At 68.3% G+C, this 18,611-nt stretch carries 12 protein-coding genes; 3 read left to right on the top strand and 9 right to left on the bottom strand.

The window, feature by feature from the left end; genetic code table 11:
• Window positions 1-52: 52 nt before the first annotated feature.
• From ACIQ9E_RS01415 to ngcE, 4 genes are all read right to left on the bottom strand, one after another.
• Window positions 53-1,249, bottom strand: coding sequence for an ROK family protein (locus ACIQ9E_RS01415; protein ID WP_403700159.1), 1,197 nt, complete (start codon window positions 1,247-1,249; stop codon window positions 53-55).
• A gap of 198 nt (window positions 1,250-1,447) precedes the next feature.
• Window positions 1,448-2,389: a carbohydrate ABC transporter permease gene (locus ACIQ9E_RS01410; protein ID WP_403700156.1), complete on the bottom strand. Its 942-nt coding sequence runs from the start codon at window positions 2,387-2,389 to the stop codon at window positions 1,448-1,450.
• A 1-nt stretch (window position 2,390) separates the two neighbouring features.
• A complete protein-coding gene (locus ACIQ9E_RS01405; RefSeq protein WP_403700153.1) occupies window positions 2,391-3,320 on the bottom strand; it encodes a carbohydrate ABC transporter permease in 930 nt (309 codons plus the stop codon).
• Window positions 3,321-3,417: 97 nt separating this feature from the next.
• The gene (gene ngcE / locus ACIQ9E_RS01400; protein ID WP_403700150.1) at window positions 3,418-4,863 is read right to left on the bottom strand and encodes an N-acetylglucosamine/diacetylchitobiose ABC transporter substrate-binding protein; all 1,446 of its coding nucleotides are present in this window, start codon (window positions 4,861-4,863) and stop codon (window positions 3,418-3,420) included.
• Window positions 4,864-5,428: 565 nt separating this feature from the next.
• On the opposite strand from ngcE, the gene ACIQ9E_RS01395 reads away from it, so the two are divergent.
• On the top strand, window positions 5,429-9,298 hold the full coding sequence (locus ACIQ9E_RS01395; RefSeq protein ID WP_403700148.1) for a GH92 family glycosyl hydrolase: 3,870 nt from the start codon (window positions 5,429-5,431) through the stop codon (window positions 9,296-9,298).
• A 68-nt stretch (window positions 9,299-9,366) separates the two neighbouring features.
• Here ACIQ9E_RS01395 and acnA read toward each other — a convergent pair whose 3' ends face one another.
• A complete protein-coding gene (acnA, locus tag ACIQ9E_RS01390; RefSeq protein ID WP_403700145.1) occupies window positions 9,367-12,081 on the bottom strand; it encodes an aconitate hydratase AcnA in 2,715 nt (904 codons plus the stop codon).
• Window positions 12,082-12,379: 298 nt separating this feature from the next.
• Entirely contained in the window at window positions 12,380-13,483 is a 1,104-nt protein-coding gene (locus tag ACIQ9E_RS01385) for an alkene reductase (RefSeq protein ID WP_403700142.1), read from the bottom strand.
• Between the two features lie 86 nt (window positions 13,484-13,569).
• Here ACIQ9E_RS01385 and ACIQ9E_RS01380 point away from each other — a divergent pair, with 86 nt between their 5' ends.
• Window positions 13,570-13,926 carry a MerR family transcriptional regulator gene (locus ACIQ9E_RS01380; RefSeq protein WP_403700139.1) on the top strand — a complete coding sequence of 119 codons (357 nt, stop codon included), beginning with the start codon at window positions 13,570-13,572 and terminating at the stop codon, window positions 13,924-13,926.
• Window positions 13,927-14,256: 330 nt separating this feature from the next.
• Complete coding sequence (locus tag ACIQ9E_RS01375; RefSeq protein WP_403700136.1) at window positions 14,257-15,786, top strand: helix-turn-helix domain-containing protein; 1,530 nt, start codon at window positions 14,257-14,259, stop codon at window positions 15,784-15,786.
• 149 nt (window positions 15,787-15,935) lie between these two features.
• On the opposite strand, the gene ACIQ9E_RS01370 is transcribed toward ACIQ9E_RS01375, so the two are convergent.
• The 3 genes from ACIQ9E_RS01370 to ACIQ9E_RS01360 form a co-directional block, all read right to left on the bottom strand.
• Window positions 15,936-17,321 carry a tyrosine-type recombinase/integrase gene (locus ACIQ9E_RS01370; protein ID WP_403700133.1) on the bottom strand — a complete coding sequence of 462 codons (1,386 nt, stop codon included), beginning with the start codon at window positions 17,319-17,321 and terminating at the stop codon, window positions 15,936-15,938.
• A complete protein-coding gene (locus ACIQ9E_RS01365) occupies window positions 17,227-17,529 on the bottom strand; it encodes a helix-turn-helix transcriptional regulator (RefSeq protein WP_403700130.1) in 303 nt (100 codons plus the stop codon). Before ACIQ9E_RS01365 ends, ACIQ9E_RS01370 begins: the two co-directional genes overlap by 95 nt.
• Window positions 17,530-17,653: 124 nt before the next feature.
• Window positions 17,654-18,355 carry a hypothetical protein gene (locus ACIQ9E_RS01360; RefSeq protein WP_403700127.1) on the bottom strand — a complete coding sequence of 234 codons (702 nt, stop codon included), beginning with the start codon at window positions 18,353-18,355 and terminating at the stop codon, window positions 17,654-17,656.
• Between the last annotated feature and the right edge of the window lie 256 nt (window positions 18,356-18,611).

Genomic DNA, 18,611 nt, shown 5'->3' with positions numbered 1-18,611 from the left:
AACGGTGCCATGCGTTCTCTAAGTGAAGACGCATTCTTCCGGTGAAGAGGATTCACAGGACCGGTCGGATACCCGGGAAGCTCCCCGGCAGCAGGGCCGGTTCACCCATTTCGCTCAGCACCAGGGCGATCCCGCCCAGGACTTCGGCCCGGGCGCCGAGCGCGCCCTTGACCACCGTGAGATGCCGGGCCGCGGTCGGGATCGCGTAGCGGGTCAGGGCGGAGCGCAGCGGCGCCAGCAGCAGCTCACCGGCCTCGGCGATCTCCCCGCCGACCACGATCACCCGTGGATTGAGCAGATTGCAGAGCGCGCCCACCCCCACCGCCACATGCCGGCCGGTGTCCGCGATCACCCGGCGGCAGCCCGGATCGCCCTCCCGGGCCAGTGCGACCACCCGGTCCATGGTCAGCCCCGGCCCGTGCGCGCGCTCCAGCAGCGGCAGCACGTACGGCACCGCGGCGAAGGTCTCCAGACAGCCGCGGTTGCCGCAGCGGCAGACCGGGCCCGACTCGTCGAGGGTGAGGTGGCCGACCTCGCCCGCCGTGCCCCCGGGGCCGCGGTAGATCCGCCCGCCCATCACCAGACCGGCCCCGACACCGCCCGCGACCTTCAGATACGCCAGATCGGCCACGCCCCGGGCGGCGCCCCAGACCAGCTCCCCCAGCGCCCCCAGATTGGCATCGTTGTCCACATGGACGGGGACGCCGAGCCGCTCCGACATCTCCTTGCCGGGGTTGGAGCCGACCCAGCCGGGCAGCATGGAGGTCGCGCCGATGACCCCGGACTCCCCGTCGATCGGCCCCGGCACCCCCAGACCGACGCCGAGCACCTTGCCAGGACCTGCGCCGGTGGCCGCGATCAGCCGGGCGACCATCCGCTCGGCGCGGTCGAAGCCCGTACCGGCCGAGGAGTCGACGTCCAGCGGCTCCGCGTCCTCGGCGAGCACCTCATGGGCGAGGTTGGCGATCGCGACCCGCAGATGCGTATGGCCGAAATCCACCCCGACGACGACACCCGCATCGCTGCTCAGGGAGATCGACCGGGCCCGTCGGCCACCCGCCGAAGTGGGCGTGACCTCGACGGTTCCGCTCTCCTTCAGTTCGCGGACGATATTGGATACGGTGGCGGCGGAGAGTCCGGTGCTCCGGGCGATCTCGGCCTGGGTCAGCGATCCGGCCATCCGGACCGCCCGCACCACCCGTTCCAGATTGGCCCGGTGCAGGGACGTCTGCGAACCCGGCGTCTCCATGGACTCACCACTCCTACCGCGCTTGCGTACAACTTGTGAACTCCAAGCTGCCCCTTATCGGAGGATCGCGTCAAGAGCTGGACTCACCATGACGACGCCCCCCGGCGGGACCTCAGCCGAGGGGCGTCCGTACCAGGCGCCCCCGGGGGGCGCGGGCGGGTGCGGAGAGGGTGGGCGCGGAGCCGGTGGCCGGCCGGGCTACTTCACCGCGCCCGCCGTCAGTCCGGCCACCACCTGCCGCTGGAAGATGATGTACGCGGCCAGCACGGGCAGCATCGCCATCACCAGACCGGCCATGAGGCCCGAGTAGTCGCCCTTGTAGCCCTGGCTGACGGCCAGCTGCACCAGGCCCTGCGAGAGCACCTTCCGCTCGGGATCGGTGTTGAGCACGGTCGGCAGCAGATACTGGTTCCACTGGCCGAGGAAGTTGAAGATGCCCACGCTGATCAGTCCGGGCTTCGCCATCGGCAGCATCACCTGGAAGAACGTCCTGGTGTGCGAGGCGCCGTCCACGAATGCCGCCTCGGCCACCGAGGACGGCAGGGTCCGGAAGAAGGCCGTCAGGAAGAAGACGGTGAACGGCAGCGAGTAGGCGATGTAGACCAGGATCAGTCCGTGCAGCGTGTTCAGCATGGACATGTTCTGGAGTACGTAGAAGAGCGGCACCAGCGCCAGGATGACCGGGAAGCTCATCCCTCCGATGAAGAGGAAGTAGATGAACCGGTTGCCGGGGAACTCGAAACGCGCCAGTACGTACGCCGCCATCGACCCCAGCAGCAGGGTGCCCGCGAGCGAACCGCCCACCACCATCACGGTGTTGAGGAAGTAGTCGCTCATATGCGCCTCGGTCCAGGCGCGCGACCAGTTCTCGAAGTGCAGCTTGTCGGGCAGCGACCAGGGCTCGGTGAAGATCGCCTTGTCGGTCTTGAAGGAGCTCATCACCGCCCACAGGAGCGGGATCACGACCATGAACGCCCAGAGGATCAGCATGCCGTGCGAGAAGACGTTGAGGACCTGGCCCTCGCCCTTCTCCGCCGCCGGCGCGGAGCGCGATCCCGCGCGCTCCGGGGTGGTGGCCGCCGGAGCCGGCTCGGAACCGTCGCCCGCCACGCCCTCGGGAATGGTGTCTGTCGTCTTCATCTCAGAACTCCAGCCGCTCGCGCCGGCCCAGCCGCATCACCACGGCCGCGAACAGCAGCGTGACGAGGAGCAGGGCGACACCGATGGTCGTCGCGTAGGCGGCCTGGCCGGGGCCGAACGCCTTCTGGTACACGTACAGCGGCAGGACGATCGTCGAGTAGTCCGGGCCGCCGCCGCTCGGGCCCACGGTCATGATGTGGACGACCGCGAAGGACTCCGCGCCCAGCGCGAGGATGCCCATGTAGATCCACCCCGACTGCACGGTGTCCCAGAGCAGCGGCAGGGTGATCCGGAAGAAGGTGGTGAAGCGGTTGGCGCCGTCCAGCAGCGCCGCCTCGTAGAAGTCCCTGGGGATGGAGGCCATGCCCGCGGAGAAGAGGACCACGAAGAAGCCGACCGTCGACCAGACCAGAACGACCATCACACAGATCAGCGCCAGATCGGGGTCGCCGAGCCACTCCGGCTGGATACTGCCGAGACCGACGGCCTTCAGCGCGGAGTTGATGGCGCCGTCCGACGGGTTGTACGCGAACTTGAACAGCAGCGCCACGATCGCGATCGACAGCACCTGCGGGAAGAAGTACACGATCTTGTAGAAGCCGGAGCCGCGGACTCCCGCGACGGCGGCTCCCTTCCTCCGGCGCCCACCGACGTTGATCATGAAGGCGAAGAAGAGCGCGAGTCCGATCGTCACCAGCGGCAGGACCACCGCGAAGACCAGGCTGTGCTGGAGCGCCTTCCAGAAGACATCGTCCTCCAGCATTCTGGAGTAGTTGTCGAAGCCGATCATCTTGAACTCGGGGCTCAGGCCCGTCCAGTTGGTGAACGAGTAGAAGATGGCCTGGATGAACGGCCAGATGACGAAGAGCGCGTAGAGCGCCAGGGGTACCACCAGGAACCCCACGATGAAACGGTACTTGCCGTGCTGCATTCCTACCGACCCCGATCTTCCCGCGGAAAGCACCGCTGGTGCCGTGTGGAGAGCCGGGGCCCCGTTCCCGGTCGGCCGGACGGGGCCCCGACAGGGTTCACTGGCGCTTGAACTTCTTGATGGAGGCGTCCTTCGCCGTCTCGTCGGCGAAGCCCTGGATGCGCTTGATGGTCTCGGCGGGGGTGAGCCGGCCCGCCATCATCTCGCCCAGACCGGCAGTACCGATCTTCTCCTTCAGAAGGACGGTGTACCAGTCGCCGATCCGCGGGTTGACCACATTGGTGCCCGCCTTCTCCAGGGTGGCGACGACGGACTTCATGCCCGGGGTCAGGTCGATACCGTCGGTGCCGCCGTTGAAGGCGCTGAGGGACTTCACTGACTGGGTGAAGCCCTTGGAGGAGGCCTCGCTGAGCATGATGCGGAGCTGCTCCATGCCGCCCTCCTTGTTCTTCGCCTTGGAGGGGACGATGAACGGCTCGCCACCGGAGGCCCAGAGGGTACCGAAGGGCATCTTGTCGCTGGAGTCGATGCCGGTGGGGGCGCCGACGGCGAGGTCGAAGTCCTTCGGCATGGTCTTCGACGCCTCGTTCTCCACCCAGGAGCCGTTGGGGATGAAGAGCGCCTTGCCCTCGGTCCACTTGGTCTGCGACTGGATGTGGTCCAGACCGGGGGTGCCGTCGAGGACGTACCCCTTCTTCTTCAGCTCGTAGTACGCCTCGAAACAGTCCTTGACCGCCGGGTGCTTCCAGGCGTTCGGCTCCAGGTTGTCGATGGCCTTGAGCACATCGGCACCGCCGCGCTTGGCGATCATCGGGAAGAGGGTGAAGGGGATGTAGTACGGGTGGACACCCGCGTACGTCCAGGCGGCGATGCCCTTGGCCTTGGCCTTCTCGCAGACGGCGAGCATCTGGTCCCAGGTCTCGGGGTAGGTGACCTCAAGGGAGTCCAGCAGCTTCTTCGAGTACCAGACGCCGTAGACGGTGTAGGCGTAGTAGAGCATCCAGACCTGGCTGCCCTCGAACTGGCCCATCTCGACGATGCCCGGCCGCAGGGTGTCGCGGACCTTCTTGTTGGGGTCGTCGTAGGAGGCGGCGTCCAGCAGCGCGGTCAGATCGGTGAGCTGGTTCTGGCCGACCAGCGCACCCATGTCCATCTGCTCTTTGCCGGAGTTGTCGATCAGGTCCGGCGGGGTGCCGCCGTTGAACCGCGGCTGGAGCTCGGTCTGGATGGCCTGGGTGGCGTGGAACTTCACCTTGGCCTTGGGGAAGTTCTTCTCGTAGATCTTGACGGCGTCCTTGGCGTACTGCTGGCCGAAGCCGCCGTCGAACAGGACGAAGTCGAGCGGAGCCGACTCGTTGACCGCGAGCGGGTTCTTCGCGGACTTGGTGCCCTGCTTGACCTCGTCGTTCTTGTCACCGTCACCGCTGGCGCAGCCGGACAGAAAGCCCACGGTGGGGACGGTCAGCAGACCGAGCGCCGCGGAGCGCTGGATCAGTTTGCGGCGGCCGAGGCCCCCGTTGTCGTTGGCGGAGGTGGATCCCATGCTCAAGTCCTCGCCTTCATCAGGACTCAGGCGGTGAACAAGTCGCCCGTCCGTGTCGCCTCCCGGCGCAGGGCCCCGCCACCGCGGTGAATTGCTGTGATTTCCCGCAGGGAAACTCAGTGAAGCTTGGGTAGTGCACCTTTCTCCGGGAGACCACGGCAGCAGTGGTCGCGTTACGGCACGCGACAGCCCACGGGCCTTGTTCCCCCTGGCCCGAGCGGTCTCATCGACATGTCGCCCGGACGCCGACAGGTATAGTCCACTTCCCTCAAGGGGAGCAAGATCAAGAGCAAGGTTGACCGTCAAGCTTTCCCTAGTTGAGACCGTTCGGATATCTCACTCAACGCGTCCCTGACGTGCGGATGCGCACATGACCTGATCATTCTTCGCGGAATGGCCGATTCCAAGGGCGTCACCCGGCTATACCTGCCCGATGCCGCGTCAGCACCCTTGACACCGCAGGTCACTCCCCTTCCTACTGGAGCCTGCGCAGCATTTTGACAACGTTGCCAATCGGGGTAACGCCGCCCGAACGGGGGCTTTCCTCCAGAAGAAGGGCCCGTGAATGGCCAGACCCGGACGCCGGCCCAGGCCGGCCGCACCGCACCGGAGACCGCTCCGTACGGCGGCCGTCGCCGCCGCCACCGCCCTGCTGACCCTGGCGTCGGCCCTCACCGCCCAGCCGGCCGCCGCCCGGGCCCCGGCCGCTCCCGCGGATCCGGCCGACCGCACCTTCCACTCCTCCTTCGAGGCGGACGAACGCCCGCCGGACTGGCGCAATACCGTTGAAGTCGGGGTGGACGGCCAGAAGCGGTCATCAGGCGTCAACGGCGGATTCACCGCCGGAATACCGGGCAATGTCACCGATCGGGTGATCACGGTCCGGGCGAGTGGAGAGAACGCGAGCAGCGGCGAGGTGAAAGAGAATCTGGTCGATCTCCAGCCGACGACAAAATGGCTGGAATTCGCCAGTACTTCCTGGGTCGAGTTCGACACCGAAACCCCGGTGACGGTCGCCCGGTACGCACTGACCTCGGCCAATGATCATCCCGAACGAGATCCTCGGGACTGGACCCTCAAAGCCTCGGTGGACGGCCGGGAATGGCGAGTGCTGGACCGGCGCGAGGGCGAGTCCTTCCCTGAACGCTTTCACACCAGAACCTATGAAATCGGGAACCCGGCGGATATCGTCCCGTACGCCCGCTATCGACTGGAGATCACCCGCAACAACGGGGCCGGGCTCACCCAGCTGGCCGATGTCCAGTTCTCCGACGGCGGTACGGCCCCGCCGCCGCCCGCCGATATGCGCTCCCTGGTCGACCGCGGTCCCCGCTCCTCCCCCACCGCCAAGGCGAACGCGGGCTTCACCGGGCTGCGGGCGCTGCGCTACACCGGCACCCACGAGGCCGCGGGCCGGGCGTACTCGTACAACAAGGTCTTCGACGTCCACACCCCGGTCGGCCGGGACACCGAGCTGTCGTACCGGGTCTTCCCGTCGATGCCGGAGACCGACCTGAACTATCCGGCCACCCATGTCGCCGTCGATCTCGCCTTCACCGACGGCACCTATCTGAGCGGACTGGGCGCCACCGACAGCCACGGCGGTGCGCTGACACCGCGGGGCCAGGGCGATGCCAAACGGCTCTACGTCAACCAGTGGAACGCGGTCTCCGCCGCCGTCGGCACGGTCGCCGCGGGGAAGACCGTCGACCGGATCCTGGTCGGTTACGACTCCGTCCGTGGCCCGGCGAAGTTCCAGGGCTGGCTGGACGATGTGCGGATCGCCCCGAAGCCCCCGGCGGAGCGGCGGGAGAGCGTGGTGGACTACGCGGTCACCACCCGTGGCACCAACTCCGCCTTCTGGTTCTCCCGCGGCAACACCTTCCCCGCGACCGCCGTGCCGCACGGCTTCAACTTCTGGACCCCGGTCACCCTCGCCGATTCGACGAGCTGGCTGTACGAGTACCAGCGCGGCAACGACGAGCGGAACCTGCCCGTGGTCAAGGCGTTCAGCGCGAGCCACCAGCCGAGCCCCTGGATGGGTGACCGGCAGACCTTCCAGGTGATGCCGTCTGCGGCGGCGGGTGCGCCGCCCACCGGCCGTGACGAGCGCGGTCTCGCCTTCCGCCACGAGAACGAGACCGCCCGCCCGCACTACTACGGCGTCACCTTCGAGAACGGTCTGAGGGCCGAGGTGACACCGACCGACCACGCCGCGGCCATGCGTTTCCGCTACCCCGGTGACGATACGGGCATCGTGTTCGACAACGTCACCCGGCAGGGCGGTCTGACCCTCGACCCGGGCACTTCCTCGTTCACCGGCTACTCGGACGTCAAGAGCGGTCTCTCGGCCGGCGCGACCCGGCTCTTCGTCTACGGCGTCTTCGACGCGCCGGTCGTCGGCTCCTCCGCCGAAGGCGTCGGGGGCTACTTCCGCTTCGATGCCGGAGCGGACCGTACGGTCAATCTGCGGATCGCCACGTCACTGATCGGCATCGACCAGGCGAAGAAGAACCTGGCGGACCAGATACCCGAGGGAACCGGCTTCGACCAGGTCAAAGAGCGGGCGAAGAAGGCCTGGGAGCGGTTGCTGGGCCGGGTGGAGGTCGAGGGCGCCACCGAGGACCAGCTCGTCACGCTCTACTCCAGCCTCTATCGGCTGTACCTCTATCCGAATTCCGGTTACGAGCAGACGGGCACCCGGTCCCGGCCGCGGTACCAGTACGCGAGCCCGTTTGCGCCGATGGTCTCCGAGGACACCCCGACCCGTACCGGCGCGAAGATCACCGACGGCAGGGTGTATGTCAACAACGGTTTCTGGGACACCTACCGCACCACCTGGCCCGCGTACGCCCTGTTCGCTCCGGAGCGGGCGGGCGAGCTGGCCGACGGCTTCGTCCAGCAGTACCGCGACGGCGGCTGGATCTCCCGCTGGTCCTCCCCCGGCTATGCCGACTTGATGACGGGCACCAGTTCGGACGTGGCGTTCGCGGACGCGTACGTCAAGGGGGTGCGCGGTTTCGACGCGACGGCCGCGTACGAGGCGGCGCTGAAGAACGCGACCGTGGTCCCGCCCGTGTCCGGGGTGGGCCGCAAGGGCATGGAGACCTCCCCGTTCACCGGCTATGCCTCGACCGCCACCCACGAGGGCCTCTCCTGGTCCCTGGAGGGGCATCTCAACGACTACGGCATCGCGAAGATGGCGCAGGCCCTGCACCGGCAGACCGGGAAGGCGCGCTACCGGGAGGAGGCCGCGTACTTCCTCAACCGGGCCCGCAACTACACCGCCCTCTTCGACCGGGACGCCGGTTTCTTCCAGGGCCGGACCCCGGCGGGCGGCTGGCGGGTGCCGAGTGCCCGGTACGACCCCCGGGTCTGGGGTTACGACTACACGGAGACCAACGGCTGGGGCTATGCCTTCACGGCGGTCCAGGACAGCCGGGGTCTGGCCAATCTCCACGGCGGCCGGCCGGGTCTGGCGCGCAAGCTCGACGCGTACTTCAGCACTCCGGAGACCGCTTCGCCCGAGTTCCAGGGTTCGTACGGCATGGTCATCCATGAGATGACGGAGGCCAGGGACGTCCGGATGGGCATGTACGGGCACTCCAACCAGGTCGCCCACCACGTCCCGTACATGTACAACGCGGCAGGGCAGCCCTGGAAGACGCAGGAGAAGGTCCGGGAGGTGCTCTCCCGGCTCTACACCGGCAGCGAGATCGGTCAGGGCTACCACGGCGACGAGGACAACGGCGAGCAGTCGGCGTGGTGGCTCTTCTCGGCTCTGGGCTTCTATCCGCTGGTCATGGGCAGCGGGGAGTACGCGATCGGCTCACCGCTCTTCACCCGGATGACGGTGGATCTGGGGAGCGGCCGGAAGCTGGTGGTGAAGGCGCCGCGGAACAGCGCGGAGAACGTCTATGTCCAGGGGCTGAAGGTGAACGGCGAGCGGTGGACGTCCACCGCGCTGCCGCACTCCGCGATCGCCCGGGGCGGCACGCTGGAGTTCGCGATGGGCCCGCGGCCGTCGTCCTGGGGTACGGGCCCGGGCGCCGGGCCGGTCTCGATCACGACGGACGACCGGGTGCCCGCGCCGCGGCGGGACGCGGTCCGGCCCGGGGGCGCGCTGACCGACGACACGTCGGCGACATCGGCGGAGTTCTCGGCGGTGGAACTCGCGGTGCCGGGGGCGACCCGGGCCGTGCAGTACACGCTGACCTCGGCGGACCGGGCGAAGGCGCCGTCGGGGTGGGTGCTGGAGGGGGCACGGGACGGGGAGAGCTGGCGGGAGGTGGACCGGCGGTCGGGCGAGTCCTTCGCCTGGGACCGGCAGACCCGGGCGTTCACGGTCGCCCGGCCCGCCGCGTACGACCGCTACCGGCTGGTGGCGGCGGGCGGCGGCCCGGTGCTGCTGGCGGAGGTCGAACTGCTGGCGTGAACCCCGGTACGGCCGAGGGCCGCACCCCCCGAACCGGGGAGTGCGGCCCTCGTGGTGCCGGTGGCGCGTCAGCCGCGGATCAGGTTCCGCAGGACGTACTGCATGATGCCGCCGTTGCGGTAGTAGTCCGCCTCGCCGGGGGTGTCGATGCGGACGACCGCGTCGAACTCCACACCGGTGTCGGTGGTGACCTTCACCGTGCGCGGGGTGGTGCCCTCGTTGAGTTCGGTGACACCGGAGACGGAGAAGGTCTCCTCGCCGGTCAGACCGAGTGCCTCGGCGCTCGCGCCCTCCGGGAACTGGAGCGGGAGGACGCCCATGCCGATCAGGTTGGAGCGGTGGATGCGCTCGTACGACTCGGCGACGACGGCCTTGACGCCGAGCAGCGCGGTGCCCTTGGCGGCCCAGTCGCGGGAGGAGCCGGAGCCGTACTCCTTGCCCGCGAGGATCACCAGCGGGGTGCCCTGCTCGATGTAGTTGCGGGAGGCGTCGTAGATGAACGACACCGGGCCGCCGTCCTGGGTGAAGTCGCGGGTGAAGCCGCCCTCGGTGCCCGGCGCGATCTGGTTGCGCAGCCGGATGTTGGCGAAGGTGCCGCGGATCATGACCTCGTGGTTGCCCCGGCGCGAACCGTAGGAGTTGAAATCGCGGCGCGCGACGCCGTGCTCCGTGAGGTACTTGCCCGCCGGGGTGTCGGCCTTGATGGCGCCGGCCGGGGAGATGTGGTCGGTGGTGACCGAGTCGCCGAGCTTGGCGAGCACCCGGGCGCCGGCGATGTCGGTGACCGGCGAGGGCTCCATCTGCATGCCCTCGAAGTACGGGGGCTTGCGGACGTAGGTGGACTCGGCGTCCCACTCGAAGGTGTTGCCCGTCGGGATGGACAGCGCCTGCCACTGGGCGTCTCCGGCGAAGACGTCCTGGTAGGACTTGTTGAACATGTCCTCGCCGATGGCGTTGGCGACGACCTCGTTGACCTCGGCCTCGGACGGCCAGATGTCCTGGAGGTGGACCGGCTTGCCGTCCTGGTCGATGCCCAGGGCGTCACGGGTGATGTCGACCTTCATCGAACCGGCGATGGCGTAGGCGACGACCAGCGGCGGGGACGCCAGGTAGTTCATCTTGACGTCGGGGTTGATCCGGCCCTCGAAGTTGCGGTTGCCGGAGAGCACCGAGGTGACGGCCAGATCGTGCTCGTTGACGGCCTTGGAGACCTCCTCCGGCAGCGGGCCGGAGTTGCCGATGCAGGTGGTGCAGCCGTAGCCGACGAGGTTGAAGCCGACCTTGTCGAGGTAGGGGGTGAGGCCCGCCTTGTCGAAGTAGTCGGTGACGACCTTGGAGCCCGGGGCGAGGGTCGTCTTCACCCACGGCTTGCGGGTGAGGCCCTTCTCGACCGCCTTCTTCGCCACCAGGGCGGCGGCGACCATGACGTACGGGTTCGAGGTGTTGGTGCAGGAGGTGATCGCGGCGACGGTGACGGCGCCGTGGTCGATCTCGTACGTCGTGCCGTCGGGGGCCGTGACCTGCGTCGGGCGGGACGGGACACCGTTGGCCGCGGCCGGGGCGTCGGAGGCCGGGAAGGACTCCTTGCCCGCCTCCTCGTCGTCGTCGACGTAGTTGCGGACGTCCTGGGCGAACTGCGCGGCGGCGTTCGCGAGGACGATGCGGTCCTGGGGGCGCTTCGGACCGGCGATGGAGGGGACGACCGTCGCGAGGTCCAGCTCCAGCTTCTCCGAGAAGTCCGGCTCGGCGGCCGGGTCCAGCCAGAGGCCCTGCTCCTTGGCGTACGCCTCGACCAGCGCGACCTGCTGCGCCGAGCGGCCGGTGAGCCGCAGGTAGTTCAGCGTCTCGCCGTCGATCGGGAAGGTCGCGGCGGTGGAGCCGAACTCGGGGGACATATTGCCGATGGTGGCGCGGTTGGCGAGGGAGGTGGCGGCCACGCCCTCGCCGTAGAACTCGACGAACTTGCCGACGACACCGTGCTTGCGGAGCATCTCGGTGATGGTCAGCACCAGGTCGGTGGCGGTGGTGCCGGGGGTCAGCTCACCGGTCAGCTTGAAGCCGACGACGCGCGGGATGAGCATGGAGACCGGCTGGCCGAGCATCGCGGCCTCGGCCTCGATACCGCCGACGCCCCAGCCGAGCACACCGAGGCCGTTGACCATGGTGGTGTGCGAGTCGGTGCCGACGAGGGTGTCCGGGTACGCCTGGCCGCCGCGGACCATGACGGTACGGGCCAGGTGCTCGATGTTCACCTGGTGGACGATGCCGGTGCCCGGCGGGACGACCTTGAACTCGTCGAAGGCGGTCTGGCCCCAGCGCAGGAACTGGTAGCGCTCCTTGTTGCGGCCGTACTCCAGCTCCACGTTCTGGGCGAAGGCGTCGTTGGTGCCGAACTTGTCGGCGATGACGGAGTGGTCGATGACCAGTTCGGCCGGCGCCAGCGGGTTGATCTTCGCCGGGTCGCCGCCCAGCTCCTTGACGGCCTCGCGCATGGTGGCGAGGTCGACGACGCAGGGCACACCGGTGAAGTCCTGCATGATGACGCGGGCCGGCGTGAACTGGATCTCCTGGCTGGGCTGGGCCTGGGAGTCCCAGCCGCCGAGCGCCCGGATGTGGTCGGCGGTGATGTTCGCGCCGTCCTCGGTGCGGAGCAGGTTCTCCAGCAGCACCTTCAGGCTGTAGGGCAGCCGCGCGGAGCCCTCGACCTTGTCCAGCCGGAAGATTTCGTACGACTCGTCACCCACGCGCAGCGTGCTGCGGGCGTCGAAGCTGTTCGCCGACACGACAGTCTCCTTCATCAAAGTGCGCGTACTACGTCCATGCTGCCGCCACGGCCCCTCGCCGATCCGCTAAGGTAGGGCTTAGTTAGGTAACCCTTACCGGGATGGCGGCTGCGGTACGCCCGGGCAGTTATCTCGATGTCGAGATAACTCTAGTACATCACCGCGGCACGGTCATGCGCGGGCACCCCGGGGCGGGGGTGTCCGCCGTCACTCATGGGCCGGTACGGGCACGGCCCGCGCCCCGGGGCGCGGGCCGTGCGATCGCGCCCGGGTCGACCCGGCGCGCGCCGGGCCGGGATCAGGCCTCCACCCGGGTCGGGGCGGGGGCACGGCGGGGGTAGTCGGAGTAGCCGCGGGCTCCGTGGGTGTAGAGGTGGGGCCAGTCGACACCGGCCAGGGGCGCACCGGCGGCGAACCGTTCCGGCAGGTCGGGGTTGGCGATGAAGGAGCGGCCGTACGAGACCAGATCGGCCACGCCCTCGGAGAGGACCGCCTCGCCGCCTTCCTTGGTGGTGGCCTCGCGGTTCTCGCCGATGTTCGCGATGACGGGCCCGTCCCAGAGCGGCAGCAGCTCCGCGAGGGCGGGATAGCGGTCGTCGTCGATCAGGTGCAGATAGGCGAGGCCGAGCCGGTTCACCTCGGTGACGAGGGGGCGGTAGACCGGGCCCGGATCGTTCTCGACCATGCCCTCCTGCGGGTTTCCGGGCGAGAGCCGCAGCGCGGTGCGCCCGGCGCCGATCGCGGCGGCGACGGCGGAAACCACCTCCAGGGGGAAGCGGATCCGGTCGGCGACGCTGCCGCGCCCGTAGGCGTCGTCCCGGAGGTTCGTGTTGTCGCCCAGGAACTGGTGGATGAGATAGCTGTTGGCGCCGTGGAGTTCGACGCCGTCGAATCCGGCTTCGATCGCGTTGCGGGCGGCGGCAACATGGTCGTGCACCGCCTGCCGGATCTCGTCCGCGGTCATCGCCCGGGGTACGGGTGGATCGGCCTTGACGCCGTCGCGGATATGGACCGGGTCCGGCAGCGGCACGGCGGAGGGGCCCGCGGGGATATCGCCGGACAGCCGGGACAGCGGGTGCCCGTGCCGTCCGCCGTGCATCAACTGGGCGTAGATCCGCCCGCCGGCCCCGTGTACGGCGTCGGTGACCGCGCGCCAGCCGCGGATGTGCTCCGCGCTCTCCAGACCGGGCATCCGCCGGCCCGCCTGCCCGGCCCGGCTCGGCCAGATGCCCTCGGTGATCAGCAGTCCGGCGCTCGCGCGCTGGGCGTAGTAGTCGGCGACGACGGGCAGCGGGGTGCCGTCCTCGGCCGCGCGGAAGCGGGTCATGGGGGCCATGACGATGCGGTTGGGGAGACGGAGGGGGCCGAGGGCGAAGGGCGTGAACAGGGGTGAGTTCGTCATGCCCGTACCGTAAAATCTGACACGGATGTCAGGTTCAAGTCTTCGGTACGGTACGGCACCGGGGGCGCCGGAAACGGGGGTGCGGGATGCGGATCGGTGAACTGGCCCGGCGGACGGGCGTGAGCGAACGGTCGCTGCGCTACTACGAGAAGCGGGAGCTGCTGGCCTCCGACCGCACCCCCGGCGGCCATCGGGACTACTCCGAGGCGGCCGTCGACCGGGTCGTCCATATCCAGGAGCTGCTCGCGGCCGGACTGAACACCGAGATGATCGGCCGGGTGCTGCCGTGCATGCGGGACAGCGACGGCGGTCCGGCGGAGACGGCCACGCCCCAGTTGGTGATCTGGCTGACCGAGGAGCGGCAGCGGATCGACGGGCTGATCGGGGAGCTGATGCGGTCCCGGGACGTACTCGACGAAGTCATCGGCGCGGCGAAGGGGTAGCGCCCACGGGACGGCGGCCGCCCCGCCGTCCACCCGCACGGCCCGGCACGGGCACTGACGCCCGCGCCGATACGGCACCGGCGAACAGTCAACTCGGACAAACGACCCCATTAACCATCCAACCGTTGCGACGCACACCACAGAAGCACCCGGCATGGGCTCACGGCCGCCGGGCAGAAGAACCACCACAACACCCGGACGGACCGCCTCCACTTGCCCCGGCCGCCGATCCGACGGAGCGTCATAACCGCGGCGGTTCCGGCGCGCCGACTCACCCGGTTGACACCCCCAGCGCGCGCCTCATCTCATATCTGAGATAACCTCAACCGCATGGCAGACGACTACCTCGTACGCATCGGCAGGCTCATCCGCGACGCCCGGCAGCATCGAGGCTGGACACAGAGCCAGCTCGCCGAGGCGCTCGGCACCAGCCAGAGCGCGGTCAACCGCATCGAGCGCGGCAACCAGAACATCAGCCTTGAGATGATTGCGCGCATCGGGGAAGCCCTCGACAGCGAAATCGTCTCCCTCGGCTATGCCGGACCCATGCATCTGCGGGTCGTCGGCGGCCGCCGGCTCTCCGGCGCCATCGACGTCAAGACGAGTAAGAACGCCTGTGTCGCCCTGCTCTGCGGCTCCCTGCTCAACAAGGGCCGTACGGTGCTGCGCCGGGTGGCCCGGATCGAAGAGGTCTACCGGCTGCTGGAAGTCCTCAACTCCATCGGCGTCCGCACCCGGTGGATCAACGAGGGCATGGACCTGGAGATCGTGCCCCCGGCCGAGCTGGACCTGGACGCCATCGACGCCGAGGCCGCCCGCCGCACCCGTTCGATCATCATGTTCCTCGGCCCGCTGCTGCACCGCGTGGACAGCTTCCGGCTGCCGTACGCGGGCGGCTGCGACCTCGGCACCCGGACGATCGAACCCCATATGATCGCGCTGCGCCGCTTCGGTCTCGACATCACCGCGACCGAAGGCCTCTACCACGCACGCGTCGAACGCCCGACGTCCTCCGGACGGCCCATCGTCCTGACCGAACGCGGCGACACGGTGACCGAGAACGCGCTGCTGGCCGCCGCCCGCCACGACGGCGTCACCGTCATCCGCAACGCCTCCTCCAACTACATGGTCCAGGACCTCTGCTTCTTCCTGGAGGCGCTGGGGGTCGAGGTGGAGGGCATCGGCACCACCACCCTCACGGTCCACGGGGTGCCCACCATCGACGTGGACGTCGACTACTCCCCGTCCGAGGACCCGGTCGAGGCGATGAGCCTGCTGGCCGCCGCGGTGGTCACCGAATCCGAGCTGACCATCCGCCGGGTGCCCATCGAGTTCCTCGAAATCGAGCTGGCGGTCCTGGAGGAGATGGGGCTCGACCACGACCGCTCCTCCGAGTACACGGCGGACAACGGCCGTACCCGCCTGGTCGACCTGACGGTCCGCCCCTCCAAACTGGAGGCGCCGATCGACAAGATCCACCCCATGCCGTTCCCCGGCCTGAACATCGACAACGTCCCGTTCTTCGCGGCGATCGCGGCCTCCGCCCAGGGCCAGACCCTGATCCACGACTGGGTCTACGACAACCGGGCCATCTACCTCACCGACCTCAACCGCCTCGGCGGCCGGCTCCAGCTGCTCGACCCCCACCGCGTCCTCGTCGAAGGCCCCACCCGCTGGCGCGCGGCGGAGATGATGTGCCCGCCCGCGCTCCGCCCCGCGGTGGTGGTCCTGCTGGCGATGATGGCGGCGGAGGGTACGTCCGTACTCCGCAATGTGTATGTCATCAACCGCGGCTACGAGGAGCTGGCCGAGCGGCTGAACTCCGTGGGCGCGCAGATCGAAATCTTCCGCGACATTTGATACGACGATGCCGCCACACCCCGTCTGACCTGCCATTTAGCGGGTCAGGGAGGGGTGCGGCGGCATCTGTGGGACTTCTCTGGGACTTTGGGCCTGCGGCGGGCTACGAGCCACGCTCCACGGGCTCTACCGACCGACCGCAGCCGCAGCTACGCGAAGATCGCGTCGATGGCGGCGCTGCCCCGTGCGCCAGCACGGGGCAGGAAGTGGGAATACTTCCGCAACGTGAACCCGGGATCGGAGTGCCCCAGCCAGCGGGCCAGAGAGACGACCGATTCGCCAGCCTCCAATTCCTCGGAGGCGAAGAAGTGGCGCAGGGCGTGGAAGCCGTGTTCCCGGGACGGCTCCCACACGCGAGCGCCGTCGGTGCTGCTCTCGTCCAGCGCGGCGATCACGCCCGCCGTGGCCAGAGCGGGCTTCCACACGTAGGAGTTGAAGTAGTTCCGGTTGATGGCCTTCCGCTCGCGTCCCGTGACCAGGAGGTTGTAAGTCCTCGGCCGTCGATGCTTGGCCTCCACCGGCGTCTTGGGCGGAGTCGGGTCGTCCCAGGGCAGCGTGACCGGCACCGGCGCGAACTCCTTCATGTGCTGCCGGATGGCCCGGGCCACGCTGGACGGCAGCGGCACGTCCCGGACCTTGCGGCCCTTCGGAAGCGCGAAGCACAGCTTGGCCCGCACCATCTTGATCTGCCGCCGGACGTGGACGACCTCCTTCTCAAAGTCGATGTCATCCGCCGAGAGCCCGAGCGCCTCCCCTTGGCGGAGCCCGAGTCCTGCTCCGATCACGAGGAGGAGCCGGTAGCGATCCGGCAGGGCCTCTCGTACGGCCAGGACCCGTTCGGGCGGCCACGCCTCGACCCTGCCAGGCGCCGCGGGCGGAGGCCCGACCGTGCTGGACCGGCATGGGTTGCGGCCGAGGCGACGGTCCTCGACCGCGGCCTGGAGGATGCTGGAGAGCGTCGCCCAGACCAGACGGATGGAGGTCGGACCGAGGTCCTTCTCCAGCCGCTTCTTCCAGTGGCGCAGGACTTCCGTGCCGATGGCGTTGAGCGGCTGAGCACCCAGGTGGGGAAGGATGTGTCGCCGTACCCTCTGCTCGATCCGCTCGATCGTGGATGGGTCACCGCTCTGGGTGGGCCACCAGTGGGTTGCGATGTAGTCCTTGAGGGAGATGGCGCCGTCGCGCGGATCGACGAACTCGCCCCGGCGTGCATCGGTCTGGGCCTGTGCGAGCCAGGTCTTGGCATCCTGAAGCGCGTCGAAGGAACGGTCCTTGACACCGGGGATGCCCTTGACGCGGTAGCGGGTGCACTTGCCGTAGAGGGCGGTCCGTTCACGCTTGCCGGTTTTCGGGTTGGGGCGCTTCTTGAGCCATCGGTCTTCTATGTAGCCGGCCAGGTGGAACTCCTTGACGATGGGGACGGGGATGGCGCTCGCAGTGTCAGGCGCTGGGAAGGCGAGCGGGCCGCTCCCGAAGAGCGGCGGTAAGCGGGTTGAGATCTGGATTGGAACGGGAGTCGGCCTGCTCCTGCTCACGAACCCAGGCGTCGAGGGCATCGCGCCGGTACATGACGCGGCCACGCGGACCCATGCGGAAGCTCGGTGGTCCCTGCCGACGGTGGCGCCAGACGTAAAGGGTGTGGGGTGAGAGGCCGAGGTAATCAGCAGCGTCCTTCACTGTCAGGAAGGCCGTGCGTACGGCTACCGAAGAAGCCGTGGGGGCAAGCAAAGGTCGTACGGGCATCAAAGGTTCTCTGTGAGGTACGGAAGGGGTGGGCCCGGGTGAGCGGAAAATCGCTTCTCCACCCATCCGGTGCCTGTCGTGCAGCAGGGAGTATCTACGGCCGAGCCGGGACTCGGAGTACGGGCTACGGTCGCTGCGGAGCTGATTTCGAATCACTCGGCAGGTCGGGAAGAGCCATGGCGGCTTCGATTTGATCCCAGGGGATTTCGTCCCGTGTCGGCATGCGAAGGCAGGGCGCGAAACGTTCGGCGAGGCGAGGAGCGCTCATTCCGGCCCACTCGGCCACCGCAAGAATGTGCGCCACTGTCTGGTCACCGTTCTTCAGCCACGCCGCGATGCATGCGTCACGCAGGTCAGAGACATTCCTACCGAGCGACAAGTCGATTTCATCCGCCTCCAGAATCGCCGCCCGCGCTTGCCACCAGACGTTCCGGTAGATCTGGGCGGTCAGCGACCGTCCGTCATCGAGAACGAATATCGCGTCATCAGGGCGGAGATTGCGCCGGATGGCCTCCTCCTTCAGGATCGTCGCCAACTGACGGCAGAGGGGAACACGCCGCACATCCCCTGCACAGTCCGAGTCTTTCTCGCAGCGCTCCGGTGCCTGAGGGTGGACAAGGAGCCAACCGCGGCCGTCGTCCGCGAATTCCATGTCCCGAACACGCAGCGCCAGGGATTCCTTCGGCCGCAACGCCGCGAGAGCGATAGATGCCAGGAAAGCCCGAAGAGCGAGCCCGTTCTGCGGCTGCTCGGCGGCCCAGTCCAGGATCGAAGAGCGCTGCCGATCGGTCAGATGAGACGTCCTGCTATAAACAATCGCGCGCATAGGGGGTCCTTGAGGGTGAGGCAGAGGGACAGACAGAACTGTCCGGCCATCCCACGTGAATCACACGGTGGCCGAACTACTTCAATGATCAGGAGAATCGTCGGTTTCGGTAACCGGCGATCCCGTGCTATCTTGCACCGCTCACGCCGCACTCCCCCCGCGAGCTGCTCTAGTTTACTTGCTTCGCCGCACAATTCCAGTCCCTTGCGGGATCGATGCGTCTGCCGTCGGCGAATCGGCACGCGGGTGCCGGAAT

It is taken from the genome of Streptomyces sp. NPDC094448 (assembly GCF_044763775.1).
Lineage (GTDB): Bacteria > Actinomycetota > Actinomycetes > Streptomycetales > Streptomycetaceae > Streptomyces.
This window is presented reverse-complemented; position numbering and strand designations above follow the sequence as displayed.

Coding starts and splice junctions, on each gene's coding strand:
- ngcE (WP_403700150.1), bottom strand. CDS start 4,863: ATGGGATCCACCTCCGCCAACGACAACGGGGGCCTCGGCCGCCGCAAA.
- ACIQ9E_RS01395 (WP_403700148.1), top strand. CDS start 5,429: ATGGCCAGACCCGGACGCCGGCCCAGGCCGGCCGCACCGCACCGGAGA.
- ACIQ9E_RS01385 (WP_403700142.1), bottom strand. CDS start 13,483: ATGACGAACTCACCCCTGTTCACGCCCTTCGCCCTCGGCCCCCTCCGT.
- ACIQ9E_RS01380 (WP_403700139.1), top strand. CDS start 13,570: ATGCGGATCGGTGAACTGGCCCGGCGGACGGGCGTGAGCGAACGGTCG.
- ACIQ9E_RS01360 (WP_403700127.1), bottom strand. CDS start 18,355: ATGCGCGCGATTGTTTATAGCAGGACGTCTCATCTGACCGATCGGCAG.
- ACIQ9E_RS01365 (WP_403700130.1), bottom strand. CDS start 17,529: ATGCCCGTACGACCTTTGCTTGCCCCCACGGCTTCTTCGGTAGCCGTA.
- ACIQ9E_RS01375 (WP_403700136.1), top strand. CDS start 14,257: ATGGCAGACGACTACCTCGTACGCATCGGCAGGCTCATCCGCGACGCC.
- ACIQ9E_RS01410 (WP_403700156.1), bottom strand. CDS start 2,389: ATGAAGACGACAGACACCATTCCCGAGGGCGTGGCGGGCGACGGTTCC.
- ACIQ9E_RS01415 (WP_403700159.1), bottom strand. CDS start 1,249: ATGGAGACGCCGGGTTCGCAGACGTCCCTGCACCGGGCCAATCTGGAA.
- ACIQ9E_RS01405 (WP_403700153.1), bottom strand. CDS start 3,320: ATGCAGCACGGCAAGTACCGTTTCATCGTGGGGTTCCTGGTGGTACCC.